General features: G+C 42.4%; 25 protein-coding genes. 12 read left to right on the forward strand and 13 right to left on the reverse strand.

Annotated features, from left to right (window positions below):
- Nucleotides 1–33 precede the first annotated feature (33 nt).
- Nucleotides 34–1,173 (reverse strand): protein kinase, encoded by a 1,140-nt coding sequence (locus ACFFRD_RS12090; RefSeq protein ID WP_392481691.1) that lies wholly within the window; start codon nucleotides 1,171–1,173, stop codon nucleotides 34–36.
- Nucleotides 1,174–1,353: 180 nt separating this feature from the next.
- Nucleotides 1,354–2,445 carry a calcium/proton exchanger gene (cax, locus tag ACFFRD_RS12095; RefSeq protein WP_190962066.1) on the reverse strand — a complete coding sequence of 364 codons (1,092 nt, stop codon included), beginning with the start codon at nucleotides 2,443–2,445 and terminating at the stop codon, nucleotides 1,354–1,356.
- 527 nt (nucleotides 2,446–2,972) lie between these two features.
- On the opposite strand from cax, the gene ACFFRD_RS12100 reads away from it, so the two are divergent.
- A complete protein-coding gene (locus ACFFRD_RS12100; RefSeq protein ID WP_392481694.1) occupies nucleotides 2,973–5,690 on the forward strand; it encodes a DUF3536 domain-containing protein in 2,718 nt (905 codons plus the stop codon).
- Between the two features lie 248 nt (nucleotides 5,691–5,938).
- On the opposite strand, the gene ACFFRD_RS12105 is transcribed toward ACFFRD_RS12100, so the two are convergent.
- From ACFFRD_RS12105 to ACFFRD_RS12125, 5 genes are all read right to left on the reverse strand, one after another.
- The gene (locus ACFFRD_RS12105) at nucleotides 5,939–6,184 is read right to left on the reverse strand and encodes a hypothetical protein (RefSeq protein ID WP_392481697.1); all 246 of its coding nucleotides are present in this window, start codon (nucleotides 6,182–6,184) and stop codon (nucleotides 5,939–5,941) included.
- Between the two features lie 35 nt (nucleotides 6,185–6,219).
- On the reverse strand, nucleotides 6,220–6,465 hold the full coding sequence (locus tag ACFFRD_RS12110) for an HNH endonuclease (RefSeq protein WP_185585116.1): 246 nt from the start codon (nucleotides 6,463–6,465) through the stop codon (nucleotides 6,220–6,222).
- A 7-nt stretch (nucleotides 6,466–6,472) separates the two neighbouring features.
- A complete protein-coding gene (locus ACFFRD_RS12115) occupies nucleotides 6,473–7,570 on the reverse strand; it encodes a Gfo/Idh/MocA family protein (protein WP_392481699.1) in 1,098 nt (365 codons plus the stop codon).
- A 153-nt stretch (nucleotides 7,571–7,723) separates the two neighbouring features.
- Nucleotides 7,724–8,638, reverse strand: coding sequence for a beta-1,6-N-acetylglucosaminyltransferase (locus tag ACFFRD_RS12120; protein WP_392481701.1), 915 nt, complete (start codon nucleotides 8,636–8,638; stop codon nucleotides 7,724–7,726).
- Nucleotides 8,639–8,705: 67 nt separating this feature from the next.
- Complete coding sequence (locus ACFFRD_RS12125; RefSeq protein WP_392481703.1) at nucleotides 8,706–9,173, reverse strand: DUF4870 domain-containing protein; 468 nt, start codon at nucleotides 9,171–9,173, stop codon at nucleotides 8,706–8,708.
- Between the two features lie 454 nt (nucleotides 9,174–9,627).
- On the opposite strand from ACFFRD_RS12125, the gene ACFFRD_RS12130 reads away from it, so the two are divergent.
- From ACFFRD_RS12130 to ACFFRD_RS12140, 3 genes are all read left to right on the forward strand, one after another.
- Nucleotides 9,628–11,118: a BamA/TamA family outer membrane protein gene (locus ACFFRD_RS12130; protein ID WP_392481705.1), complete on the forward strand. Its 1,491-nt coding sequence runs from the start codon at nucleotides 9,628–9,630 to the stop codon at nucleotides 11,116–11,118.
- A 165-nt stretch (nucleotides 11,119–11,283) separates the two neighbouring features.
- Nucleotides 11,284–12,306: an isopenicillin N synthase family dioxygenase gene (locus tag ACFFRD_RS12135; RefSeq protein ID WP_392481707.1), complete on the forward strand. Its 1,023-nt coding sequence runs from the start codon at nucleotides 11,284–11,286 to the stop codon at nucleotides 12,304–12,306.
- A gap of 715 nt (nucleotides 12,307–13,021) precedes the next feature.
- The gene (locus ACFFRD_RS12140) at nucleotides 13,022–13,567 is read left to right on the forward strand and encodes a shikimate kinase (RefSeq protein WP_392481709.1); all 546 of its coding nucleotides are present in this window, start codon (nucleotides 13,022–13,024) and stop codon (nucleotides 13,565–13,567) included.
- A gap of 11 nt (nucleotides 13,568–13,578) precedes the next feature.
- Here ACFFRD_RS12140 and ACFFRD_RS12145 read toward each other — a convergent pair whose 3' ends face one another.
- Entirely contained in the window at nucleotides 13,579–14,181 is a 603-nt protein-coding gene (locus ACFFRD_RS12145; RefSeq protein ID WP_392481711.1) for a Uma2 family endonuclease, read from the reverse strand.
- 211 nt (nucleotides 14,182–14,392) lie between these two features.
- On the opposite strand from ACFFRD_RS12145, the gene ACFFRD_RS12150 reads away from it, so the two are divergent.
- On the forward strand, nucleotides 14,393–14,755 hold the full coding sequence (locus ACFFRD_RS12150) for a pentapeptide repeat-containing protein (RefSeq protein WP_392481713.1): 363 nt from the start codon (nucleotides 14,393–14,395) through the stop codon (nucleotides 14,753–14,755).
- 160 nt (nucleotides 14,756–14,915) lie between these two features.
- On the opposite strand, the gene ACFFRD_RS12155 is transcribed toward ACFFRD_RS12150, so the two are convergent.
- The gene (locus ACFFRD_RS12155) at nucleotides 14,916–15,305 is read right to left on the reverse strand and encodes a type II toxin-antitoxin system VapC family toxin (RefSeq protein WP_392481715.1); all 390 of its coding nucleotides are present in this window, start codon (nucleotides 15,303–15,305) and stop codon (nucleotides 14,916–14,918) included.
- The gene (locus ACFFRD_RS12160) at nucleotides 15,295–15,522 is read right to left on the reverse strand and encodes a hypothetical protein (protein WP_392481717.1); all 228 of its coding nucleotides are present in this window, start codon (nucleotides 15,520–15,522) and stop codon (nucleotides 15,295–15,297) included. Before ACFFRD_RS12160 ends, ACFFRD_RS12155 begins: the two co-directional genes overlap by 11 nt.
- Before the next feature lie 192 nt (nucleotides 15,523–15,714).
- Here ACFFRD_RS12160 and argB point away from each other — a divergent pair, with 192 nt between their 5' ends.
- From argB to ACFFRD_RS12175, 3 genes are all read left to right on the forward strand, one after another.
- Nucleotides 15,715–16,611: an acetylglutamate kinase gene (gene argB / locus ACFFRD_RS12165; protein WP_179072829.1), complete on the forward strand. Its 897-nt coding sequence runs from the start codon at nucleotides 15,715–15,717 to the stop codon at nucleotides 16,609–16,611.
- Between the two features lie 314 nt (nucleotides 16,612–16,925).
- On the forward strand, nucleotides 16,926–17,468 hold the full coding sequence (locus ACFFRD_RS12170) for a hypothetical protein (protein WP_392481720.1): 543 nt from the start codon (nucleotides 16,926–16,928) through the stop codon (nucleotides 17,466–17,468).
- Nucleotides 17,469–17,494: 26 nt separating this feature from the next.
- Nucleotides 17,495–18,382 carry a DUF3153 domain-containing protein gene (locus tag ACFFRD_RS12175; protein ID WP_392481723.1) on the forward strand — a complete coding sequence of 296 codons (888 nt, stop codon included), beginning with the start codon at nucleotides 17,495–17,497 and terminating at the stop codon, nucleotides 18,380–18,382.
- 57 nt (nucleotides 18,383–18,439) lie between these two features.
- On the opposite strand, the gene ACFFRD_RS12180 is transcribed toward ACFFRD_RS12175, so the two are convergent.
- On the reverse strand, nucleotides 18,440–18,793 hold the full coding sequence (locus ACFFRD_RS12180; RefSeq protein ID WP_392481725.1) for a winged helix-turn-helix transcriptional regulator: 354 nt from the start codon (nucleotides 18,791–18,793) through the stop codon (nucleotides 18,440–18,442).
- 149 nt (nucleotides 18,794–18,942) lie between these two features.
- Between ACFFRD_RS12180 and ACFFRD_RS12185 the strand changes: the two genes are divergently transcribed.
- Nucleotides 18,943–19,560, forward strand: a complete 618-nt coding sequence (locus ACFFRD_RS12185) for an FMN-dependent NADH-azoreductase (protein WP_392481727.1) — start codon at nucleotides 18,943–18,945, stop codon at nucleotides 19,558–19,560.
- Nucleotides 19,561–19,693: 133 nt separating this feature from the next.
- On the opposite strand, the gene pdxH is transcribed toward ACFFRD_RS12185, so the two are convergent.
- Nucleotides 19,694–20,338 (reverse strand): pyridoxamine 5'-phosphate oxidase, encoded by a 645-nt coding sequence (gene pdxH / locus ACFFRD_RS12190; protein ID WP_392481729.1) that lies wholly within the window; start codon nucleotides 20,336–20,338, stop codon nucleotides 19,694–19,696.
- 127 nt (nucleotides 20,339–20,465) lie between these two features.
- Between pdxH and ACFFRD_RS12195 the strand changes: the two genes are divergently transcribed.
- From ACFFRD_RS12195 to ACFFRD_RS12205, 3 genes are all read left to right on the forward strand, one after another.
- Complete coding sequence (locus ACFFRD_RS12195; RefSeq protein WP_179072834.1) at nucleotides 20,466–21,551, forward strand: AI-2E family transporter; 1,086 nt, start codon at nucleotides 20,466–20,468, stop codon at nucleotides 21,549–21,551.
- Between the two features lie 345 nt (nucleotides 21,552–21,896).
- Nucleotides 21,897–22,727 (forward strand): segregation/condensation protein A, encoded by an 831-nt coding sequence (locus ACFFRD_RS12200; protein WP_392481732.1) that lies wholly within the window; start codon nucleotides 21,897–21,899, stop codon nucleotides 22,725–22,727.
- 230 nt (nucleotides 22,728–22,957) lie between these two features.
- Nucleotides 22,958–24,127, forward strand: coding sequence for a sugar phosphate nucleotidyltransferase (locus ACFFRD_RS12205; protein ID WP_163930880.1), 1,170 nt, complete (start codon nucleotides 22,958–22,960; stop codon nucleotides 24,125–24,127).
- 130 nt (nucleotides 24,128–24,257) lie between these two features.
- Here ACFFRD_RS12205 and speA read toward each other — a convergent pair whose 3' ends face one another.
- Complete coding sequence (gene speA, locus ACFFRD_RS12210) at nucleotides 24,258–26,276, reverse strand: biosynthetic arginine decarboxylase (RefSeq protein ID WP_012412497.1); 2,019 nt, start codon at nucleotides 26,274–26,276, stop codon at nucleotides 24,258–24,260.
- Nucleotides 26,277–26,375 lie beyond the last annotated feature (99 nt).

Genomic DNA, 26,375 nt, shown 5'->3' on the forward strand with positions numbered 1-26,375 from the left:
AGGATAATAGCAATTCTCTACTGTTTATTGATTTTAAGGATTATTATTACCAAGATATTTGGCTTTTAATTCTTCTAATTCTTGATCTATTTCGTTTTTACTAGAAGGCTGAGATGTAGGACTTGGTGGTTGTATTTTATTTGGTTGAGGTTTGTTGCCACCCATAAATTGAGTTTTCATTTCCTCTAATTCTAGATCGATTTGACTAGGAGATGGCGATACAAAAGCGGGTGGAGAATTGGATGGTGATTGAGGGATAGGCTTTGCCTTTATCGCTGGTGTGGCTGCTACTTGCGAATGTTGATTTAAGTCTTTGAGAACTTCATCTACTGTTTGATAACGCCGAACGGGAATGCTTTCTAGCATTTTGTTGAGAATGTGACTCAAATGATTACTAACAGGAGTTTTTAAGTATTTCTGCCAAACCCAAGTATCGTTGTTAGTATCATAAGAATCGAAAGGCGATCGCTGGGTTAATAAATTAATACAGGTAGCACCCAAGCTGTAAATATCGCTGGCAAAAACAGCCCTACCTCTCATTTGCTCAGGGGCAACATATTCTGGACTACCAATACTTGTACCAGTTTGATTTAAGGCGTTGCCAATGGCAGATTTAGCTGCACCAAAATCTACTAATACTAGTTTGCGATCGCCGCTACGTAAAATAATATTTTCTGGCTTAATATCACGGTGAATTACGTGTCTAGCATGACAAAATTGTAAAACTGACAATAAATCATTTAATATTTGCCGGATTTGCGTTTCATTGAAAGCACCCCTATGTGCCAATTCCTGGGCTAAGTTGTGCCCGTCAATAAATTCTTGTACAAGATACTGGCGATCTTCTTGGGTAAAATATGCCAGGAGTTCGGGAATTTGGGGATGTTTACCCAATTCATCTAACTGCACCGCTTCTTGGTTAAATAACTCTACGGCCTTGGCAAGAGTGTTAGTGCCTTGGGATTGGGGATAAAATTGCTTAATTACACAGCGTGGTTTTGAAGGTTTATCTTCATCCACAGCTAAGAAGGTTCTGCCAAAACCACCTTGTCCGATTGGTTTGATAGCACGGTAACGTTCTTTGAGGAGTAACTTAGAACCGCAAGTCCGGCAAAACTTGACATCATGAGGATTTTCAGGCTTGGGACAATGGGGATTAAGGCAGTAGCTCATACAGGCGATCGCTCTTATATGTTCTTATTTTCTCCTGTCCCAGGCAAAAGCGTGTAATTAACAGATTTTGGATTTGTGTCATGCAGAAGAGGGAAAACCGGGTGGAGGAATGATGAACCAAAAGAATCTAAAATCATCAAGAGCGATGTCTACGACGGGCTACGCCTATGCACTGCTAAACTACCCCATACCTTCCATAACTGGATGGAAGTAGAAGGCGAATCCCAATACTGTATAAGCAGCTAATAACAAAGTGCCTTCGAGCCAATTGGATTTACCATCAGAACTAATGCTGTTTGCAATCAACACTGACACAACCACAGCAACTAATTCAAAGGGTTTGAAATCTAAATCCATTGGTTTACCCAATATCCGCCCAGCTATTACCAACACGGGCGCGACAAATAGGGCAATCTGCATACTTGATCCCACAGCTACCGAAAGGGAAAGATCCATCTTATCTTTCATCGCCACCGTGACTGCTGTGGCGTGTTCAGCCGCGTTACCGACGATGGGAACCAAAATTACCCCTGTAAACAGCGCCGTCAAACCTAGCTGAGATGTGGCTACTTCCAGAGAATCTACTAGCATTTCTGACTCAAGTGCTACTAGTAAGGTACATACTAGCAAGACACCAACCCACAACATCATATTTGGTTTAGCATGAGGGGTTTCTTCCTCTTCTGTCTCCGCTACACCCACATCATATAAATAAGAGTGGGTTTTCATCGAAAATAGCAGCGTTAGAGCATAAACCAGGATTAATACGACGGCAACAGCAATAGAAAGATTTTGCACTGTCTCTTCGCTAATTCCTTGAGAGGTGTAATTCATCGCCGTTGGCATCAAAATGGCAATCACTGCCAAATTCATCGAAGCAGCATTCACCCGCGCCACAATTGGCTGAAATGTCTGTTCTTTGTAGCGCAGTCCTCCCAAAAGCATAGAAAAACCCATTACCAGTAGTAAGTTGCTGATAATCGATCCCGTGATACTGGCTTTAACTACATCTATTAACCCAGCGTTCAGCGCTACTAGGGCAATGATTAGTTCTGTTGCATTACCAAAGGTGGCATTTAACAAGCCCCCCAATGACGGCCCCACCACGACAGCAATTTCTTCTGTGGCTGTACCCATCCAAGCTGCTAAGGGCAGAATTGCTAATCCAGCTGTAATGAAAACTATCAATTCTCCCCACTCCAGAAAGTGGGCTGCTACAGAAACTGGGATAAACAGTAATAGAACGAAAAGAATAATGTTTTTGGTTGACATTTGTTGTTTTGGGTTGAGGGTATCATTCACAGCTAGCAATCCTAAATTTTAAATTTGGAGTGTTGAATTAAAAATTACTTTCACTCATCACTCCGATATGGTACTCTCAACCACCTGTAGACCAATTCAGAAATTGTACTGTTTTCAGTTCACTACAGCGTATGTAAAATAAGATTGCGATTTAAGGAGTTTTTGTAATCTTTCGTTGCAAAAGTATGAATCGGAGCCAACATATTACATCAAGAATGGGGTTTAATATATTAAAAGACAATTAAAATTTTAATTGGCGCTGCTAAAGAGGAAACCCCTAACTGAGTTTTTGTTCAATGGCTAATTACATTTGAGCCTTCAGGGAAAGGGCTGTGCGATAACGCAGATTTCCCACTACAATGAGAAAGATTTGTCAAAAATTTGGTTGGATTCCATAGTTGTTGTTTATACCGGATTTTGTGTTTAAACCATTGGAGAAAGGTTTATGCACAATGTTTTCGGTGCAACTGCAAGTTTTTTGTTTTGGATAAATATACATGACTTCTGCTGCTGAAATGCCAGCTAGCTCTGGCTCAACGTTAACATTACATTCAGATCCCAATAACACTAAAGAAACCGATCCCCTGAGAAAGGCTAATGGTGTTTATGTGACGGTGCATGGTCATTTTTACCAGCCACCGAGGGAAAACCCTTATCTGGACGCAATTGAACGCCAACCGAGCGCTGCACCTTTCCATGACTGGAATGAGCGGATTCATTGGGAATGCTATCGCCCGAATGCCTTTGCCAGAGTCTTAAATGACCAAGGTGAAGTGGTGGGGATCGTCAATAATTACGAGTATTTTAGTTTTAATATCGGGCCGACGCTGATGTCGTGGCTAGAACGCTACGATGTGGAAGTTTATCAGCGGATTTTAGAGGCGGATGCTAAGAGTAGCCAACGCTTGCATGGTCACGGTAATGCGATCGCGCAAGTATACAATCACATCATCATGCCTCTGGCGAATGAACGCGACAAATATACTCAAATTCGCTGGGGTAAAGAAGACTTCCGCTCTCGCTTTGGACGTGATCCCGAAGGGATGTGGCTAGCAGAAACTGCTGTAGACTACGCAACCTTAGAAGCTCTTGTTGCTGAGGGTATTCGCTTCATTATCCTTGCACCGTCTCAAGCCCTGCGTTGCCGTCCCCTCCCCACTCCAGATCATCCCCATCCTGAATGGATCGAAGTCGGTGGTAGTCAGATTGATTCTACCCGTCCCTATCGTTGTTATTTACAGCCCACACTCGATACTTCATCTTCACCTCTGAGTGCGATCGCTACTAGCCCTAAAGAGAGTAGTAGAGAAGAATTGCCCTACATTGATATCTTCTTCTACGATGGCCCGATATCGCGGGACATGGGTTTTAGTGATGTAGTTTATAACTCCAGTCACTTTGCCGGACGTATCGGTTCCGCAGTCCGTGGGGATCATCGTCCAGCACAGTTAATCTCGGTGGCGACGGATGGGGAAACCTTTGGACATCACAAGAAAGGAACAGAGAAAACTTTAGCCTACGCCTTTACTAAAGAGTTTCCTCAACAAGGTTGGACGGTAACGAACTTCGCCCATTACCTGAGCTTAAATTCTCCCGGTTGGGAAGTGGAATTAAAGTCAGTCACAGCCTGGAGTTGCGCCCACGGTGTCGGCAGATGGGAAGATGACTGTGGTTGCGGTGGTGAAGGTGGTGTTTGGCATCAGAAATGGCGTCGTCCCCTACGGGATGCCCTTAATTGGCTGCGGGATCAGCTAACTGAGGTTTATGAGGAACATGGTAGGCAGTTATTTCGCGATCCCTGGCAAACACGGGATGAATATATCCAAGTAATGCGCGATCGCTCTGCTGGCAATGTCAACCGTTTCCTCGCCCGCCATCAAACCCACAAACTAACAGCAGCCGAACAAGTAGACGCTTTGCGCCTGTTAGAAATGCAGCGTCACGCTTTGTTGATGTTCACTAGTTGCGGTTGGTTTTTTGAAGAAATTTCCCGTCCAGAGGGGACGCAAATTCTGCGCTACGCCGCCCGTGCTTTGGAATTGGCAGGGGAAGTCGCTGGCGTACAGTTAGAAAAAGGCTTTGTCAAACGTCTTGGTTTAGCCCCCAGTAATGTCGATGAATTCAAACACGGTGCAGAAATTTATCGGCAACTCGTGTTAACTGCCCAGCTTGGCTTTAAGCAAGTAGCATCCCATTACGCCATTACTTCCCTATTTACCAATCAGAAACCAGCACAGACGCACAATTCTTTGCCTAGAAAAGATGTTGCTGACAAACAATCTCAGCGTTACCACAAAAAAGTTTATTGCTATGCTGCCAATGAGCTAGATTACCAACTGCAACGGATGGGATCGCTAACTCTGGCTGTAGGAAATTTAAAGCTGGTATCAGAGATTACTTGGGAAAGTGAGCATTTGGTATTTGCGGTTCTGCATTTGGGAGGCTGGGATTTCCACTGCTGCATTCAACAATTTACCGGGCGGCGTGACTACAGCCAATTAAAAGAAAAGCTGTTTGGGGCACTAAAACAAGCTAGTGCGGCTCATACTATCTTGGCGATGACACAGCTATTTGGCGAAGAAGCTTTCAGCTTACAAAATCTATTTGCTGAAGAACGCCACCGGATTATGCGGCTGCTTAGTCAGGAAACACTGACACGCTTAGGACAGTTGTATACCCAAGCCTACCGTGATAATTATGGGGTGCTGATGGCGTTTCATCGAGATGAAATCGCAGTACCACAAGAATTGCAAGTGGCAGCAGATATTGCTTTAGGGCATCGCTGTCTGATGACATTGCGATCGCTGGAGCAAGATATCGCTGATCCCCAAAAGAGTTGGAGTCACATCTTAGAATTGGAAGCGATCGCAACTGAAGCAAAACATCTGCGTTGTCGGCTGAATATTCCTGACGGTAAGCAGATGTTAGAACAGTTAATTGCGCGATCGCTTTGGCAATTGTTGCACGATGCCAATGGTAGTTTTAATGCAGATATCCAACTATTGGAGCGGTTGATTGATGTCGGGGATCAACTAAATATTGATGTTTCCCTACAGCGATCGCAGGAACTATACTTTAGTTGTCTGCACAGTCAAATAGCGCCGGTGTGTATTACTAGCGTTGGGAATGAAGGAGATAATCAGTGTCTTCAGTTGCTCAAGTTAGGCAAGAAGTTAGCCGTTGATGTTAGTGCGATCTCCAATCAGTTGGGATAAATGTAGGGACGCACAGGGGTGCATTGGCTTAACGTGAGTTCGATGAACCTCTCCCTCCCAGCCTCCCTCTCCGAAACGGAAAGGGAGGAGCAAGAAAAATTACACTTTTTGCTCCCCTCTTTGCGTCGGAGAGGGGCTGGGGGAGAGGTCAAATAAGACTTGTCGAACTCATGTTGGCTTAAGTCAGTTGGGGTAAAATTTTACACAGAGAGAAGGGGAAAATTTTCCCCTTCTCTTTTTAATTCCTTTTACTTATCCTGGGAAGGATCGCAATGGTAGGGATAAAGCCACTCACACCTGAAGAGTCCAAATGTATGTTTCTCAAAAAAGGTTCCTGCATGGCGGCTACGTGATATGTTGATCCCAGCTTTAGTTTTAACCTCATATAGCCAGGGAAAGGCTATTACTAAAACAGTCATGAAGGTGAAGAGGTAAAGAATTGTAGTTTTAATATTGGGGAATCTTCGGGAATTGCTATTGTGATTTTGAGGCATAGAAATAAGAAACGAATAGCCCACACAATTTTAGCCTAATGCTGAAAATATCGCCGGAAGCGGGGGTCAATATTATCTGTTTTCTGCTGATTGCAGGTAATACAGAGAGTTTGTAAATTGCTGATATCATTTTGACCACCACGGGCAAGGGGAATGATATGGTCAATGGTGAGGTGAGTTTCTGTAGTAGTTTTACCGCAGCTTTGGCATTGATATTTGTCACGTTCAAAAACATATTTCTTGACTTCTGGGGGGATACGAATACGGGGAGTTTTGCTCATTTTCTCTCTAGTTGCTAATAAATTCTTCCAAGCTAGGTACATCTACCCAACTTGCTTTTGTATGAGATTCATGGGATAAATCCATCAACAACTGAGAATAAATTCCTTCCCGCAGTGATGGTGTAATTTCCTGATTGCGTTCAATTCCCTGCACCCATTGATCTACTACGCGGATAAATGCCGAAATCCGCCCATCAGCATAATTTTTCGGAAAAATTAACCGATTCGGTATTTCTATTTCCGTTAAAGGTTTACCTGGCTGAGAACCCCAAACACGAAAGCCGTGGATATAATCTTTTTGATTTTCACTGCCTACAATTAATGTACCGCGATCGCCATATACTTCTATCCAATGGGTTCTTGCTGCATGAACAACCGCGCTGATAGAAAGTTGGCAAGGTGTACCATTTGCTAATTCCAGGGTTAATATACAGTTGTCATCTGTATTCACTGGCTTAGATTCCCCACTAACAGGGTCAACTCGTGTAGGAATCGCAGTACTCAAATGGGCGTTTAATCTACGGACTGGCCCGAATAACCAGTGAATGTAATCGAAGGCGTGGGAACCTAAAGATCCTAATGCACCACCTCCTTTGTCTTTGTCAGAATACCAATTCCAAGGGCGTGAAGTATCAGCACGAGAAGAACCTAACCAATCAATTTTAATTAGGCGCAACTCACCCACATAATTTTCTGATAGTAATTCAGCAAATAACTGCCATGCTGGTACAAAGCGAAATTCAAAATCTACAGTTGCAATTACACCTTTTGCTTTCGCTAACTGATAAAGTTCTTTAGCTTCAACTGCATTTAAGGTTGTCGGCTTTTCTAGTAATAAATGTTTCCCAGCTTGCAGTACAGTTTTTGCCATTTCATAGTGCAAAAATGGCGGCGTAGAGATACTGACTGCTTGCACTTCTGGTAATGCCACAATATCAGCCAGAGAATCAGAGGCGTGAGGAATATTATGGGATTCTGCTATGGCTTTAGCTTTATTTATATCTCGATGATAGACAGCAACTACCTCAGTTTGAGGATGTGCTTGGAATCCAGGGATGTGAACTTTTTGACCAAATCCAGTGCCTGCGATCGCAATTTTGACCATATCATACTTACTCCCATACTTGTATAATTTTTATAGAGATTTTAAACAATCCAGACTGATTAAACAAAGTTATTTATATGAACCAATAAATTTTCTGATTTTCTCGGCAGTCTCTCTACAAATAATTTTTTTGTAAAAATTTTATATTCGGTACTAAAACGTAATTATATCAAGTTCATCCAGAATAGTACTATCTATGTCAATATCAAATTTCCGAGCAAAGTGAGCAGATGATATTATCAGATTAGGTATATCTTCCATAAGCAATGTCTTTGGATGAGTGGCACTTCCACCTGACCAATCAATATAACGCCAATTGTCGTTTTGTAGCTTTAGATGAGATGCATTAGCAAGTATAGTTTGAAAATACGACTCATCTGCATACCTAAGTTTACTATAGTGCAAAGTTAAAGCATTTCCCTTGCTGTGGAAATCGATAATATATTCAGCAGCTTTACGATTTGCACAAAACCATTGACTTCCACTAAAGCAAAGAAGTTTCTTTGAAAAAGGAAGGAAAGATTTTGTTAATAGCGGATGTTCTAAACGAATTTCTAAATTCATTTGAGCGCTGTGTTTTTTTGAATAATGGAAAGAAAACGACTTCGTACAATATCGTTCATAAGAATTTTTCTGCCATAAAATGCTTGGTCTTACATCATATTTATAAGTCTCATATTTAATTCGTTCATGGCGAATATAAGCATCGTATGGACTTGATGCTAAATCATCTAATATTTGCTTGGCAGTTTTAATTGGATAATCTGATTCACTGAGTAATACAAACCAATCTGGTGAATCTGGAGTTTCGTACATCAGTCGAAGTGCCTTTACTGTGGCTTTTACTAAAGAAAATCCTGCCCACTCTGTCTCTATATGAGGGCGTAGTAATAAAATATTTTTTGTCAGGTTTTCTATAGATAAATCACATTTTGAAAAATCATGATGGCATACAATTCGAGGATAATCAAATAGGCTGTTTAGCTTACTTATTAATCTGTAAATTTGTAGTGGTTTTCTATGACTGAGTAAAATAAAGCCTATTGTATTTTTGGAAGTATCGTGCATTTTTACATTTAAAAGGTTAGTATTTGTGGAAAATTCTAGGTTTTAGTCAAGAGAGGCTCAATTATTGTCATCGTAAAACTCTAATTGTAAAAGGGTAACGATAATACTCACCCTTGTAAGCTTTTACAGATGCAAAAGTCACTACAAACGATTGTAGTATGAATTTAAATAAAATTAATGACATCAGTACAATTAATAAGCCGTCTAAAATATTTTTTATTTCCTTGGATGAACCATTATTAATCATCACCAGGACAAAACTAGTTAACAAAAAGACTAAGGATATTGCTATGACAATCAACGTATATAATGTTAAAGAAAATTGAAAATTCAAAGATTCTTTACCTTGGAAATCAATCCAAGCATATTGTGATTTTTTAAAGTGCCAAATGATCAGGGGAGCTAAAAGATTTAAAGGTAAATATAAAGGAATGCCAATAAATACTAAAAAAAACAATAATATCCATCCCAACAAAGCCGACAAATGACACAACATCGCCCATATACGCATTTGCTGTTTAGGTTTTTGTCTCATGGCTTTTTATGTGTAGGTGGATTTACCAGATAATTACCAACTCTAATTATCTACAAAAAAGCTAAAAACGAGCTTAAAACCTGAGTATTTCTCCGTCATAGTTTTCGGAAAGAGGTTTTATTTCCCTGACTGTGCCCAATACGGTTTGGATAAGCATTTTTTACTTTCCTTGTAGGCTGGGGGATGGGGTTGCGGGTAAGGAGTAAAGGATGTATTCAAAACCTTTTCCCTTTAACTGAACCGTATTGAGACTGTACCCTCTTTTGGCATTGAGTGATGGCGTAACCGCCCGTTGGAGGTCATCGCAATTTGAAAACAGTCTGACAGCTTATACTGAGTACTGAGGAAACAAGCAACCGGATTTTGGGATACCCAATAACAAGGTTAATATAGAACTTACGCACAAGAGATCCGCTCTATGCTGTAAACTTAATAACACTAACGGATTTTCAATATGCGAGTTCAAATAACTGTAGTTGCGATCGCAGTAATGTTAGTGGGTGGTAAAAATCCACAGGCCCTTGCAGACTTGCAACCATCTACTCAAGATGGGGCTAGTGGGATTGTGACACCAGAAGCTACGATCCAGATAGAGGGAGAGTATGCCAAATATGGTGATTATATAGGAGTTAGTTTAGGAGATAGCCAGACGCTGGAAATTTCCCAAAAAGTTGTCAAAGATATCCAGATTCGTTTTCTTAATAGCAGAGGTCTGCCAATCAGAGGGCGAACTCAGAAAGATTTTGTCATTGGTTTGCTGAGACTCAAACCAGGTCAAGTATTTAGTAAAGATTTACTTCAAGCAGACTTGCAAAGATTGAGGAGATTAGAGTCATTTAATCAAGTCAATGTCTACCCTAAAGAAGATGCTTCTAGTGTTAATATCCTTTACGTAATCAAAGAGCGTAGCTTCCCTTCTCTCATCTTAGGAGGCGGTAATAATGATGACGTTGGGCTATACGGTCGGGTGGGTTATAAAGATGAAAATGTTAGCGGTTTGAACGATAAATTAGATACAGTTTTGCAGTTTAGCACTAAAGATGTCCAATTTGATGGTCAATTCACTAGTCGTTATCGTTCAGAAGAACCAAACCGCTTAGGCTATAGCATTAGAGGTTTTCGTAATCGCAATACATCAGGAACCTTCAACGAAGATATCAGATTGGCTAACGGTGACAAAGTGCGAGAAGGAAGATTTGGTGGTTCTGTAGCGCTTTTACGAGCTTTTGATGAGTGGGATACATCTGTGGCTCTCAACTATACCAGAATTAGCCTACGCGATGGAGAATATAACGTTGTCCAGGTCGATAGATTAGGGAGTCCTCTATCTGTGAGCGGTACTGGAATTGATGACCTATTTACAGTATCATTTGCTGTATCGAGAGATCAACGCGATCGCCGAGACAATCCGACTCAAGGCTCAATCCTCACCTTTAGCACAGAACAAGCGATTCCCATTGGACTGGGCAATATTTCCAGCAACCGCTTACGGGGAGACTATATTCAGTATTTCCCAGTTAGTTGGATAGGTAATGGTAAACCAACCGACAATCCAGAAATGTTGGCGATTAATTTACAAATTGGTACAACTATTGGAGACTTCCTACCAGCCGATGCTTTTAATATTGGTGGAATAGATTCTGTCAGAGGTTACGGTTATGGTAAAGTTGCCAGTGGTCGGAGTTATGGTTTAGCTTCCGTAGAATATCGTTTCCCAATTTTCCAGTCAATAGGTGGAGTTGTCTTTACTGACTTCGCCTCAGATTTCGGGTCTAGCGAAACCGTGTTAGGAGAACCAGGAGTCCTACGAGACAAACCTGGAAGCGGCTTTGGTTACGGGTTAGGATTGCGCTTGAACTCACCTTTTGGGTTAATTCGAGGCGACTTAGGAATTAGCGACCAAGGAGAAGTTAGATTTGAAGTTACTACAGGTCAGCGATTTTAAATAATTAAACTATATCACTGCTCTCAATACGGCTCGGTTAAGGTTTTTTGATGGTGCGATAAATCATCATAAAGACGCGATGAATCGCCGTCTCTACAATAATCAGATTACTGATGTGAATAGGCAAATAGTCTGGAACCAAGAATATATATTGCCAAGCTGAACATGAAAAACTTGCAAGTTGTGGAGAAAGAGTTTTCATCTCTCCCGATTATTGATATTAGCGCCTTAGTTTCTGGAACAGGAAATCTCTATTCCGTCGCATCTCAGATTCAGCAAGCGTGTCGAGAATCGGGTTTTTTCTATATTATCGGACATGGTGTAGACGAAAATTTGCAGCAGCGACTCGAAGAACTCAGCCGCCAGTTTTTCGCCCAGGATTTGGAAACTAAACTTAAAATTCGTATGGCTTTGGCAGGTATTGCATGGCGAGGTTATTTCCCCGTTGGTGGCGAACTGACATCCGGTAAACCCGACTTGAAAGAAGGTATTTACTTTGGTGCTGAACTCCCAGACGAACACCCACTAGTGCAAGCTGGTACTCCTATGCATGGTTCAAACCTCTTCCCCGCCAACATTCCCCAATTTGCCGAAACAGTGCTTGAATATATGGAAGCGATGACAAACTTGGGACACATTCTCATGACTGGTATAGCCCTAAGTTTGGGATTAGAAGAATCTTACTTTGCTGACCGTTATACTTCAGATCCTTTAGTGTTGTTTCGCATCTTTAACTATCCCCCTAATTTATCACCGTCAGATGGTAATCCGATATGGGGCGTTGGCGAACATACTGATTATGGTGTTTTAACCATTCTCAAACAGGACGACTCAGGCGGATTACAAGTTAAATCCAAATCAGGTTGGGTTGCTGCGCCTCCCATTCCCGGTTCCTTTGTCTGTAACATCGGCGATATGCTAGACAAAATGACGGGAGGTTTCTATCGTTCTACACCTCATCGTGTACAAAACCAGTCCCCAAATCACCGCCTTTCATTCCCCTTCTTTTTCGATCCCAATTTCGATGTAGAAGTGAAGCCAATTGAATTAGATAATATAGTAGCGAATGACAATATAAGCGATCGCTGGGATAACGCTAACATTCATGATTTTCGCGGAACTTATGGTGATTATGTGTTGAATAAGGTGTCTAAGGTTTTTCCAGAATTGCGGCGAACAGTATTATAGGGTTTTAAGTCAGTTTTTCTTTGTTGAGTCACCTTTTCGTTAGGTTCCTGTATGTCAAATGCGCGGAAGGGTAGGTGTACAAATTCCACAGTCACCAAAAAGTGCTTCTATCTCAACACCAGCAAGCATTTCACCTCACTAATCACCTTATTCTCATCCGCGCAATCTCTGAAATGCCTGCTAGAAATGGGTTTCAGCTTTCAATCTGTCCCGGCACTCTTTCCAAACGAATTCTCTAATGCTATGATTGCTCTTGAACCGCGCAACCGCACCTTGAAAACTAAATATAGCTTGGGCTTCAGGCTCTCGCCATTGCAATTTATCAAAATCCCTATTAGGGATTGAAACTTAGTTGATATTCACTGAGGACGGATGCAGGCTGATATTGCAATTTATCAAAATCCCTATTAGGGATTGAAACAGTTTATGTATTCGCCTCATTAGTCAAGGCATCAAATTGCAATTCATCAAAATCCCTATTAGGGATTTAAACTAGCTGTTTCTACTTTTTGCAATATCTTACGTTCTATATTGAAACCCAAAAATTGCTGCTAATACTGGGGAGAGAAGCAAAAATGTATCAGTCAATGGGTTTATAATTGGAAACTGTGACTCAGCGAGAAGTTTGATCTAAGGAATACCTGGCTCAAATCTCCTTCCAAGGGTAGATGCCAAAGGCGAACGGTGACAACTCATAATTGGAGCGAAGTGACTGGTGAGCAGTTTATTACAAGGAGTTAACCTGTACTTAATTGGCATGATGGGCGTTGGTAAGACGACAGTAGGGCCCTTACTAGCAAAACATCTGGGTTATGGGTTTTTGGATCTTGATGGTGTCATTGCCAAAGCAACAGATAAATCTATCAATCAGTTATTTGCAGAAGAAGGTGAAGCAGGGTTTCGCCAAATAGAAAGTGATGTACTTTCACAAGTTTGTGCTTTTACAAAATTGACTATAGCAACCGGTGGGGGCATTGTATTACGGCGAGAAAACTGGGGTTACTTGCACCACGGTTTGATAGTGTGGCTAGATGTGCCAGTTGAACTCATTTACAGCCGTTTAGCTGAGGATACCACTAGACCACTCTTGCAAGATGCTGACCTCAAGGGTAAATTGCGATCGCTCCTCGAACAACGAACACCACTTTACTCTCAAGCCGATTTGCACATCACCGTCCAAGAGGGAGAAACACCCGAAGACATTGCCAACAGAATAATTGAGGTAATTCCTAACGTTCTCAAACCCCAAGCTTCTCATTAAGAAGACTCAAGTTACCAAATTTTGGTCATCCGTAGGATAAACTCGGGTAATTCTGGATTACCACTAACTGCTTCGGGATTTTCTAAAATTTCAACTTCTCGATTCGGACGGTAAATGTAGACTTTTCGATTCTGCCGATCGATTAACCAACCTAGTGATGCACCGTTATCGATGTACTCCTGCATTTTCTCTTGTAATTTGATCAGGCGATCGCTAGAGGAACGTAGTTCAATTACAAAATCAGGACAAATTGGCGCAAATGAAGCTTTTTGTGCATCTGTTAAAGCATTCCAACGCTCCAGTTCAATCCAAGAAGCATCAGGGGAACGCATCGCTCCATTGGGTAGTGTAAAACCTGCACTGGAGTCAAAGCCTATGCCACTGCCATCTTGTTCTGTCCAATACCCAAGCTGTGCAGCAATGTTAAAGTTACGGTTGCCCGTATCTGAAAAAGCTGGTGGCATAATGATGACTTCCCCATTAGCAGTGCGCTCGATTCGCAAATCTCCATTGGCTTGGCAGAATTCATAGAACTGCTCATTTGTCATCTGCACCAACGAGGGTAAATTTACCGTTAGAGGTGTGCTTTCAGTTTGAATTAGCAGCGTGGTCATTTTCATTCCCTAGCTTCAGCCGAATGATTTCAATTCTAGAGGTTTGAAGTAGCGATCGCTTGTTTGTTGTGTCGGGTAATGAGGGAATAGTTAATTTGTAGGGTACATTACTTCGTTAAAGCACCATCTTGATCTAGCCTGCCTCATCCATCATATTTATGGGATTGATTCTAGAGCTTGAAGTTTTACTGCTGTGTCACCAAAGAATTCAATGGATATTGAAGAGTTTTTCAGTTGTTTAGATGCTGGGGAAAATGATTTTTCAGGAGTCGATCTCAGTGGTGCAGTCTTAAGCGAAGTTGACTTGTCTGGCATTAATCTCAGTGGTACTGATTTGAGTGGGGCGATCCTCTGTAAAACTAAGTTATGGTGTGCTGATTTAAGAGATGCTAATCTGAGCGGTGCTGATTTACGTGGTGCTGATTTGAGAGTTACTCGTATGGAGAGCGTCAATCTCGAAAATGCTAATTTATTGGAAGTTAACTGGCGCGGCGCGGAAAAGTATGGGGCTTATTTCTACAATACCGTTATGCCAGATGGTGAACTCGTAACAGAACCAAACAGCTATGGCTGATTAGTACAAACATACTCAACTTTGGCATCAGAGATTGTGACAAGTTACAAAGTCTTCTACACTGACCGCATAGATTTTAACTCTCTCTGTTAGGCTCCTCATGACGGTCAACGATTCTGAATAGTCAGGCAAGCTGAAGCTACTTGTGTACAAGACGTATTCACCAAGCTACTGTTTGCAGGTTTTCAACCTTTTGAAAATGAGCATCTCGCGTAACGAGAATTAAATTATACTGAATTGCTATAGCTGCAATCCAAATATCATTTTCGGGTAATGGACGACCTTTGAGGCGCAATCTATTCTTAACTTCACCATATTCACGGGCAGTTCCTACATCACATCCCATGACCGTATTTCTGGCAATAAATTCCTCAATACGTTCTAAATTTCCTTGCGATCGCCCTGATTTTCTAGCACCGTAAAATAATTCACCAATAGCAACACTGGGAATAAAAATTTCTTCTGCATTTACTAGCTGATTATTTACTGCGATATCATTTGCAAATAAAGCAATACTAATATTAGTGTCAAGCAGGTATCTACCACTCATCTATATCTACCTGTTCGCAACCTTGTTCAATTGCTTCCCGCATCAACTGAATATCGTTTGGTGATATTGTACCTCCAAAATTTAATAATTGTTTACCTGGAACACCATGAATTTGCGAACCTACTAAAGTTCGGGCAAACTCCAGCACTCGATATTGCAAGTCTTCAGGCATCACTTTTAATTCTTCAATTAGCCGATCGAGAATCGGTGTATCCATATTATTTTTCCTGATAATTTTCGATTTTGGTTGCTAGTCCTTCTTTTATAGATTTTCACATTTCTGAGATGAACTAAACAGCTATGACTGATCAGTACAAACATACTCAACTTTGGCATCAGAGATTGTGACGAGTTACAAAGTCTTCTACACTGACTGAAATAGGTTTTAACTCTCTCTGTTAGGCTCCTCATGACGGACAACGATTCTGAATACATCAGGCAAACTGAAGCCACTCGTGTACGTGTACTAAGCGAAGCACTACCTTATATTCAACAATTTGCCGGTCGCACTGTTGTTGTCAAATATGGTGGCGCAGCAATGAAAGATAGCGCACTCAAAGACAAAGTTATCCGCGATATTGTATTTTTATCTTGCGTGGGCTTGCGTCCAATAGTAGTACATGGCGGTGGCCCAGAAATTAACAGTTGGTTAGATAAGCTGGGAATCGAACCACAATTTAAGAATGGTCTACGAGTCACTGATGCTGCCACAATGGATGTGGTGGAAATGGTTTTAGTTGGTCGAGTTAACAAAGAAATTGTCGCGCTAATTAACCAAGCTGGTGGATTGGCTGTAGGACTTTGCGGTAAAGACGGTAATCTATTTACAGCCCGTCCCCAAGGTCAAGAAGACATCGGTTTTGTGGGGGAAGTCAGCAATGTTAATATCAAAATTTTGGACACCCTCGCTAGCAATGGCTATATTCCGGTAGTGTCTAGCGTCGCCGCAGACGAGACAGGGCAAGCTTATAATATTAACGCCGATACTGTAGCTGGAGAAATCGCTGCGGCACTAGGGGCAGAAAAGTTAATTTTACTGACTGACACCAGTGGAATTTTAAAAGATTACAAAGACCAATCTACCTTGATTCCAAAAGTAGATATCCGCGAAGCCCGCGAGTTAATTGTCAATGGGATAGTTACCGGTGGGATGATTCCCAAAGTTAATTGTTGTGTGCGATCGCTTGCTCAAGGAGTTCGTGCCGCGCACATCATCGATGGTCGCATTCCCCACGCCCTATTACTAGAAATCTTTACTGATGTTGGGATTGGGACGATGATTTTGGGTTCGCAATTTACCTCTTGATGCTTACTTATGGGGCATGGGGGATTGGGCATTGGGAATTGAGAAGAGGACAAGGGGACAAGGAGAATTGGGGACAAGGGGAAAGACTTGTTTCAAGTTCTCTCTCACTTCTTGTCCCCTGCCTCCCCTGCCCCCTGCCTCTCTATATTTTGCTCACCTGCATTTGATACCAGAGTTTTTAATTAGAAAATAGTCGCAGCTACTTAGTTAAAATTTTAGAAATTTATCCACTTCAGATTGTCAGCCTTTGAAAAGATTCCAAAAAGATTGCTGGTGTTGGCAAAATTAAAATAGTGCTAATTTTTGTATAAGACGTGAGTGCAGAAAGTTTAGAAATTGCTAAAACCTTCTATCAGACTGGGAAAATTGCCTTTGAAAATGGGCGATACCGCGAAGCTGTAGAAAATTTAGAAAAGGCCAGCGCCCTGTTAGCTCGTAATTCTCGCTTTGGGGGTGAAGTAGAAATTTGTCTGGTGACAGCTTATGAAGCGGCTGGACGCACGGATGAGGCGATCGCCCTTTGCGAAAGGCTCAAACGCCATCCCTATATTGAAATCAGCAAACAAGCGCGACAGATGGTTTACATCTTAAAAGCACCAAAGCTGAAAAGACCTAGTGAATGGATGACCCAAATCCCGGATTTGGATACACTACAAGACAATGAACTCAAAATTTCTATAGCTGCTAAACCGACTAAATCTTCTGTGCCGCAGAAGCCAAAACCTACAGAGCCAGAATTTGTTGACCTCAGCCAGGTCAATACCAGAGATAATCGCTTTATCTGGGTGGCGCTAATTGCCATTGGTTTAACCATCTCGTACTTGGTTTGGTTGAATTTTTCAGGAACCCCTGGCTGATACTATGTTGACTTTTGGGGAGATTTATGGTTTCAACTTCTTCAATTTTCGGAAAGATTTTGTTGTGGTTAATTAGACCATTTAGTTTTGTATTGACACTGAATGGTCGAAATCGAATGAACCGCGTCTTTCCGAGGCGAAATCCTATATTGTGGCTAGTGCTGTTAACATCCCTGTTACTGACTGGCTGTGTTAAATACGATGTAGGGCTTAACTTTGATAATTCAAATAGTGGTGAATTCGTACAGCATATTAAGTTGGGAGAGCGGCTAACCAGCTTTAGTGGCGATTCTGTATACGAATGGTTGAACAGCATAGAACGCCGCGCCCGTCAACTAGAAGGTAAAACGCAGCGAGTTTCCCAAGAAGAAATCATCGTTACAATTCCTTTTAGTAGTGGTAGCGAATTGCAAGAGAAGTTCAACGAATTTTTTAATTCCCGTACAAATCAATCCTCTGAGGCTGTGCAGAGCAAATCTGACTCAGAACTGCCAAAGATTGAATCAAACGTCCTCTTGGAGCAGAATTATTTTTTACTTTTAGTCCGAAATCGGTTGATTTATGATTTGGATTTGCGATCGCTTGCTCTAATTGCTAGCAAGGGTAATGTTCTCGCTAATGCTGGTTCAATTCTCGACTTGGAATTTAGCTTGAAAACTCCTTGGGGAGCCAAAAACATTCAACTAACTGAAACTGCCATTGAGCCAGAAAAAAATGGCAATCAACTAGTGTGGAAACTCCAGCCTGGCCAACTCAACCACATAGAAGCGGTTTTCTGGCTTCCTAGTCCCCTTGGTATTGGTGCGTTGTTAATTATCCTATTTGTCTGGGGAGGATTGTACTTAAGATACAATTTCATGCCAGATCCCAGAATTCAGTTGCTTCCCAAAGCAGCAGCTACGCAGGAACAGTAGACTATTCATCATTTTGAGGGAATTGGGAATTGGGAATTGGGCATTGGGAATTGGGCATTACCCATTCCCCATTCCCTCTTCCCGTTGTTCGCTGCCATACCAGCGTTCAGCAAGTACATTGAGTTGATGAAGGATTTCAATGAGTTCCTTACCCCGTTCTGTCAGACCGTAAGTTACTTGTGGTGGAACAGTTGGTTCATATTGGCGATAAATAATCTCTGCTGCCTCAAGCATCCTCAGTCTTTCTGTTAAAACCTTGGTAGAGATGCCCTCGACTAAGTGCTTCAATGCAACAAAGCGAGTAGGCCCACTATTACACAACACCCACAGTATATACATTGTCCAAGGGCCTGATAGTAAAGACATCAGAATGCTGATTGGGCAAGCATCAGAATTTTTAGAGACAGACATCGATAAATTCGCCAAAATTTTCCAATAGTTACTTTATGGTAACTACTTTACTTTAGTAACTAGTTACTTTTAGTATCTGATGTAATGCTTTGAAATAGAGACTCAAAAAAAGTCAAAGCAGTAAATCCTAGCTAATCAGGAGATATTTGGTGGTAAACATTCTACATATTGATTCCAGCCCCCGTGCTGAACGATCGCACTCACGAGAACTATCTAAAGAATTCGTCAGTGCTTGGAGAGCAGCACATCCTGAAGATGTGATCGCCTATAGAGATTTAGGCCGTCACCCAGTTCCTCACGTTGATGAAGCTTGGATTGCGGCAGCATTTTCACCACCAGAAACCCATACCCCAGAATTAACTGAGGCAATCAGGATTTCTGACGAATTGATTGATGAGTTTTTGGCAGCCGATCGCTACGTCTTTGGAGTGCCAATGTATAACCTGAATATCCCTTCCACTTTTAAGGCTTACATCGACCAAATCGTTCGCGCTAACCGGACTTTTGCTGTAGAAGCTCAAGGCTTTAGAGGCTTAGTCGAGGGTAAAAAGGCGATTATCATTACAGCTCGCGGCGGTGACTTTAGCGGGACATCTCCTTTCGCTGCTTATGACTTCCAAGAACCATACCTGCGGGCGATTTTCGGCTTTATTGGGCTTACAGATATTCAATTTATTAATGCTAACAGGCTGAATGAGGGTGATGCCCGTACCCAATCTCTATCAGAAGCACGGGCAGCAATTCAAGACGCGATCGCTCAGTGGTAATGTATGGAATTGGGAATTGGGAAGAGGACTTGGGGACAAGGGGACAAGGGGACAAGAGGTGAGAACTTGAAACAAGTCTTTCCCCTTGTCCCCCTTGCCCCCTGCCTCCTGCCCCCTGCCCCCTGCCTCTTCTTCACGGTGATAACCGATCAATTTTCCAAGTGCCATTATCTAAACGGCTATAGAGCAAGCGATCATGTAAGCGACTAGAGCGTCCTTGCCAAAACTCAATTTCTGTAGGGATCACTCGTAAACCTCCCCAATGAGGCGGTCGGGGGATCTCTTGATTTTCATATTTGCTATAAAACTCCTGCATACGTCGCTCTAAAACTTCTCGACTTTCTATCACCTCGCTTTGATTAGATACCCACGCACCCAGGCGACTGTTAGGAGGGCGGGTATCAAAATACTGGTCGGATTCAGTTTCAGAAACTTTTTCTACATACCCACAAATCCGAACTTGACGTTCTAGTTCTGCCCACCAAAAGACTAAAGCCGCCAGTGGATTTTCTGCCAGTTCTTGTCCTTTGCGGCTGTTGTAGTTGGTGAAGAAAGCAAAGCCCCGTTCATCGAAATCTTTCAGTAGCACCATTCTGGCTGAGGGCTTACCGTCGGGCGTGACGGTAGCAAGAGTCATTGCATTGGGTTCGGGGAGTTGACCTGCTAAAGCCTGATCGAACCATTTTTTAAATTGGATAAAAGGATTGAGGTCTACCTCAATTTCGCTTAAACCTTCCAAGGTGTAGTCTTTGCGGAGGTCAGCTACGGTTTTGTCCATTTTGATTTACTTCCTTGCTATCAGATACACTTATACATATCTTTGTTAAAAATATCTATGATGATAATCAGTGTCATCAAGAATTTTACAAATTCTTTCAGGAATATCTTAAGATAGGTTGCATAAAATGCGCCGTTCGGCCTCCCTTCAACGCCTGTTAATTTATGGTCTGAGCGGTCCAATTATCGCTCTTAATGTCTGGCTACTGTCCGTGCTTTTTCGATACTTCCAGCATCCCATTACCGTCTTGAGCATTGGGGCAATTTTAGCTTTTTTACTAAATTACCCAGTTAAGTTCTTTGAACGTGCCCGAATCACGCGCACTCAGGCAGTAATCATAGTATTACTAGCAACATTAACCCTGTTTGGGATTCTAGGTGTCACCCTAGTACCGTTAATCATTGACCAAACAATCCAACTGTTAAATAAGATCCCTGATTGGTTAGGCGCTAGTCAGGCAAACTTAGAACAATTTGAGATGCTGGCAAAACAAAGACGTTTGCCAATTGATCTCAGGGTTGTAAGCAGTCAAATCAATGCCAACATTCAGAATCTGGTGCAACAACTAGCTTCTGGGGCAGTGGGATTTGCTGGGACACTCTTATCAGGCTTATTTGACGTAGTGTTAGTCATTGTGCTGGCATTTTATATGCTTTTATATGGCGATCGCGTCTGGTATGGTCTGGTGAATCTTTTGCCTTCTAATATTGGAGAGCCTCTTACCGCATCCTTACGCCTAAATTTCCAGAACTTCTTCCTTAGTCAGTTGTTGCTAGGGCTATTCATGATGCTAACCCTGACACCAATTTTCTTAGTCATGAAGGTTCCCTTTGCCCTGTTGTTTGCCATATTAATTGGGATTTCAGAACTCATTCCCTTTATTGGGGCATCCCTTGGCATTGGTCTAGTGACGATTTTAGTACTACTGCAAAATTGGTGGTTAGCAGTTCAAGTTGCGATCGCGGCAATTCTTATGCAACAGCTTAAAGATAACTTGTTAGCTCCCAGATTACTCGGCAACTTTATCGGGCTGAATCCTATTTGGATTTTTGTAGCTATTTTGATGGGATTTGAGATTGCTGGGCTGTTAGGAACGCTTGTTGCTGTTCCCATTGCTGGTACTATTAAAGGCACTTTCGATGCGATCAAGAGCGGCAAACCGAGTAATTTCGTCTCAACTGTCACCATTGCTCGTGACCCACCCCCAGATTGACAGGGGAAGGGGCAGGAGGGCAGGGGGCAGAGGGCAAGGGGGACAAGGGGGACAAGGGGACAAGGGGACAATAGGTGAGAACTTGAAACAAGTCTTTCCCCTTGTCCCCAATTCTTCTTGTCCCCTTGTCCTCTTCTCAATTCCCAATATCAAAAGTTGCACATTCCGATCTCACAATTCACAATGGTGATTGATTACAAATTTCAGAGGATACTGGCAGCAGGCAATTCCTGATTAAAAGAAGCATAAGCGAATCTATTAAGTAGACGCTTTGCCAAGAGTCAATGAATTTACTGTTGAATTTACAGTGTTTCGATTCTTAATTAATTAACTTAGAACCCGTTGATGGAAGCTTCCGAGCTATTAGAAACAATCACACTCCTGATTTACCAAGCTGAACAGGGAGAAATTGACCCTTGGGATGTCCAAGTAATTGAGGTGATTGACCGTTACTTAGAACTGATGGCACCGGAGTCAATAGGAAGAGGCTATGAAGCGGATTTGTCTCAATCTGGACAGGCATTTTTATCAGCATCAATGCTGGTATTATTCAAAGCTAATACATTGATGCAATTGTCAACAGTAGGTGATATCCAGGATGGTGTATTAGATGATGCGATACTGGAAGATGAAGACGGAATATCACATCATGGTCATCGTCTACCATTAGAACGGCAATTGCGTCGTCGTCCATCGGCAATGCCACCACCAAAGCGCCGGGTGACTCTGCAAGAGTTAATCAAGCAATTGCAGATTATGGCAAACCAGCTAAAACTAGTAGAAAAAGTCAGCAAACCTATTCGTCCCAGACGTTTACCTAGCGTCCAAAGTATGCGGGAGGCGCTGGAGTTAGCTCACCAAGAAAATCTGACAGAAGTAGCTGGAGAACTCGAACAAGTGTTGACTTTATCGGCAAGAGAGCTAAATTCAGAACAAAATTGGTTGAATTTAGAACAACTTGTAGAATTGTGGACTCAGACAAAGCTTCTCAACCAAAATCGGTCTGGACATGAGTCTAAACACAGTAATTTAGTTAGCGTTTTCTGGGCGCTACTACTACTTTCGGCTCAATCGAAAGTAGAGCTATTTCAAGAGGAGTTTTACCATGAGATTAAAATTCGGCTACTTACAGATTCACCTAAGACCAGTAAACCTTTTGAGCAGTCGATGAACTAAAAAAGCGAAAAGTAGCCTTACAGATAATTTACAGATTTTTGATTCAGTCTCAAAATCCGAGTAAATTGAAAAGATAAGCGATCGCTTGTCATCTAAGTATATAGATGGTTGCAATAACCACTAAATTCCTGTTATCCCTGTTTTGGGGATGACTTAGAGCAGAAATAAAACTGATGATTAAGTATCACTCGATGAAAGTAAACTGGCTTGTGGTTGAGGAATAAATTTTTATGAAAGCGATGATTCTCGCGGCTGGCAAGGGTACTCGCGTGCGTCCGATTACCTATACAATTCCTAAACCAATGATTCCCATCCTGCAAAAGCCAGTGATGGAGTTCTTGCTGGAACTGTTACGCCAACATGGATTTGACCAAATTATGGTCAATGTCAGTCATTTGGCTGAGGAAATAGAAAACTATTTCCGTGATGGTCAACGGTTTGGGGTGCAGATTGCCTATTCCTTTGAAGGCAAAATTGATGATGACGGTAAACTGGTAGGGGAAGCAATCGGTTCTGCTGGAGGGATGCGCCGCATTCAAGACTTCTCACCGTTTTTTGATGATACCTTTGTGGTGTTGTGCGGTGATGCTTTGATTGACCTAGATTTAACTGAGGCGGTTAAATGGCATAGAGCTAAAGGGGCGATCGCTACTATTATTACAAAATCTGTTCCCCAAGAAGAAGTTTCGAGCTACGGTGTGGTAGTCACTGATGAAGAGGGGCGTGTTAAAGCTTTCCAAGAAAAACCTTCAACTGAAGAAGCCCTCAGCACCAACATCAACACAGGTATTTACATCTTTGAACCAGAGGTTTTTAACTATATTCCCTCTGATGTGGAATATGACATTGGTAGCCAATTGTTCCCCAAATTAGTGGAAATCAAAGCTCCCTTCTACGCCATCCCTATGGATTTTGAATGGGTAGATATTGGTAAAGTCCCAGACTATTGGCGAGCGATTCGCGGGGTACTGCTGGGTGAAATCAAAAATGTGCAAATCCCCGGTCATGAAGTCGCCCCTGGTATTTATACTGGCTTAAATGTCGCTGTAAATTGGGACAAAGTGGATATCACAGGCCCAGTTTACATCGGCGGGATGACGAGAATAGAAGACGGAGCGAAAATTGTCGGCCCAGCGATGATTGGCCCCAATTGTTGGATATGTAGTGGCGCAACAGTAGAAAATAGCGTGATTTTTGAATGGTCGCGCCTGGGGCCAGGAGTCAGGTTAGTAGATAAGCTAGTGTTTGGACGTTATTGTGTAGATAAAACCGGGGCCGCTATAGATGTCCAAGCGGCTGCTTTAGATTGGCTAATTACCGATGCTCGCCAAATACCACCATCTCATACCCCTGTTGAGCGACAAGCGATAGAGGAATTGCTGGGGACAAACGCGAATTAGGGAATGGGGAATGGGGAAGAAGCAAGGGGGCAGGGGGCAGGGGGAGCAGGGGAAAAAGAACTATTTATTGATTCTTGAGCCATACCCAATTCCCAATCCCCAATCCCCAATCCCCAATTCCCATTCCTAACTAACTATTCAGATACGTGTATCTTCTGAGACTCTGCTCGTAGGTTTGCAGTAATCGCTGAGATTCTGCTAGGGTGATACGCTTTTCTTCTAATGCTTTCTCACAACGCTGGCGAATGTTTTCCACCATATCTTCGGAGTCATACTGAACGTAGCTGACTACTTCGCTCATGGTGTCACCTTTGACAACGTGTTCAATCTGGTAGCCTTTGGGCGTTAATTGGATGTGAACAGCATTAGTATCGCCAAATAGGTTGTGCAAATTGCCCATGATTTCTTGGTAGGCTCCATTCAAGAACATCCCTAAATAATAGGGTTCTCCGGGCTTGTAGGTGTGTAGTTCTAAAACCGATTTGACATCGCGCAGGTCAATAAAGCGGTCTATTTTACCATCACTATCGCAGGTTAGGTCTGCTAAAATTCCTCGCCGGATTGGTTCTTCATCCAAACGGTGGATTGGCATGATGGGGAATAGCTGGTCGATCGCCCAGCAATCTGGCGCTGATTGAAACACTGACATATTAACGTAGTAGATGGAAGCCATGATTTTCTCAAGGTCTTCTAGTTCATCGGGTACGTATTCTTGCTGTCTAGTGATGTTAAGAATTTTCTGACAACAAGCCCAGTATAGCCGTTCGGCTTTGGCTCGTTCTCTGAGGCGTAAAATTCCTAAGTTGAAGCGACTGATGGCCTCTTCTTTGAATTGTGCCGCATCGTGATACAACTCTTGGTAATTCTCTTGGTTGATAGATTGGTAACTTTCCCAAAGATAATTAATGATTGGGGATTCTCCCTCTTGTGGAGGTTCTGGTGAATCGAGAGGGACATCACTAGTACTGAGAACATCAAAAATCAGCACCGACTGATGGGAAGCGATCGCACGTCCACTTTCGCTAATCAGTGTTGGTACGGTAATTTGGCGCTCTGCACAGGTATCTTTTAACTCTGCCACGATGTCGTTGGCATAGTTCTGCATGTTGTAATTTTTCGACGCATAGAAGTTGGTTTGGGAGCCATCATAATCTACGCCCAAGCCGCCACCGACATCAAGGTATTTCATATCTGCCCCCAGCATCGCCAATTCCACATAAATGCGGCTGGCTTCTTGGATGGCATCTTTAATTACATTGATGGCAGAGATTTGTGAGCCGATGTGGAAGTGCATCAATTGCAAAGAATCGAGCAGGTTAGCTTCCCGTAACTTATCAACAGCCTCAATGACTTCAGGCATTGTCAAACCAAATTTAGCGCGATCGCCACTAGAGGCTCCCCAACGTCCCATACCTTGGGTACTGAGTTTAGCCCGAACTCCCAAAATCGGTTTAATACCTAACTGGCGATTGGCATCAATCACCAAATCAACCTCTTCAATCTGTTCTAAAACGATGATTGGTGTTTGCCCTAATCTTTGGGCTAACATTGCTGTTTCGATGTATTCTCGGTCTTTGTAGCCGTTGCAAACTAGCAACGCTCCTGGTGTATCTAAGACAGCCAGGGCAATCATTAATTCTGGTTTGGAACCAGCTTCTAAGCCAAATTGATGGGGTTTGCCAAACTTGACTAAATCTTCAATCAAATGCCGCTCTTGGTTGCATTTGACAGGAAACACACCCCGGTATACGCCAGGGTAGTTGTAGCGGGCGATCGCTTTGGCAAAACAAGCATTCAACCGTTCAATCCGGTCTTCCAAAATATCGGAAAAGCGAATCAACATCGGAAGTCCCAAGTTGCGCTGTTTCATGGAGTTAACCAATTCAAACAAGTCTAGAGAACCACCGCGATCGCCTTTGGGTGAAACGGTGACGTGACCAGCAGCGCTAATGGAAAAATAGGGTTGTCCCCAACCTTCAATACGGTATAATTCTTCGCTATCCTCAATTTTCCAGGAGCGAGGTAAACTTCCTGTGGTAGTACTAGGTGGTAAAAGTTTCTTTTGCTTATGATTTTTCACTTCAGATTTTTGTCCATTGGACGGTACTGGTACCACCTCGTCAGATGTAGCAGTTGACTCAACACCCATTTCTTCCTAACCTCTGTTTTTCGCCCACGACTTAACAATTTAACGCATTCATTTGGGAACGTATATGTACCCAAGGATAATTTCTAAGATAAACTCTGA

Origin of the sequence: Nostoc sp. C110 (genome assembly GCF_043099725.1) — a bacterium.
In the GTDB taxonomy this organism is placed as follows: domain Bacteria; phylum Cyanobacteriota; class Cyanobacteriia; order Cyanobacteriales; family Nostocaceae; genus Nostoc; species Nostoc muscorum_A.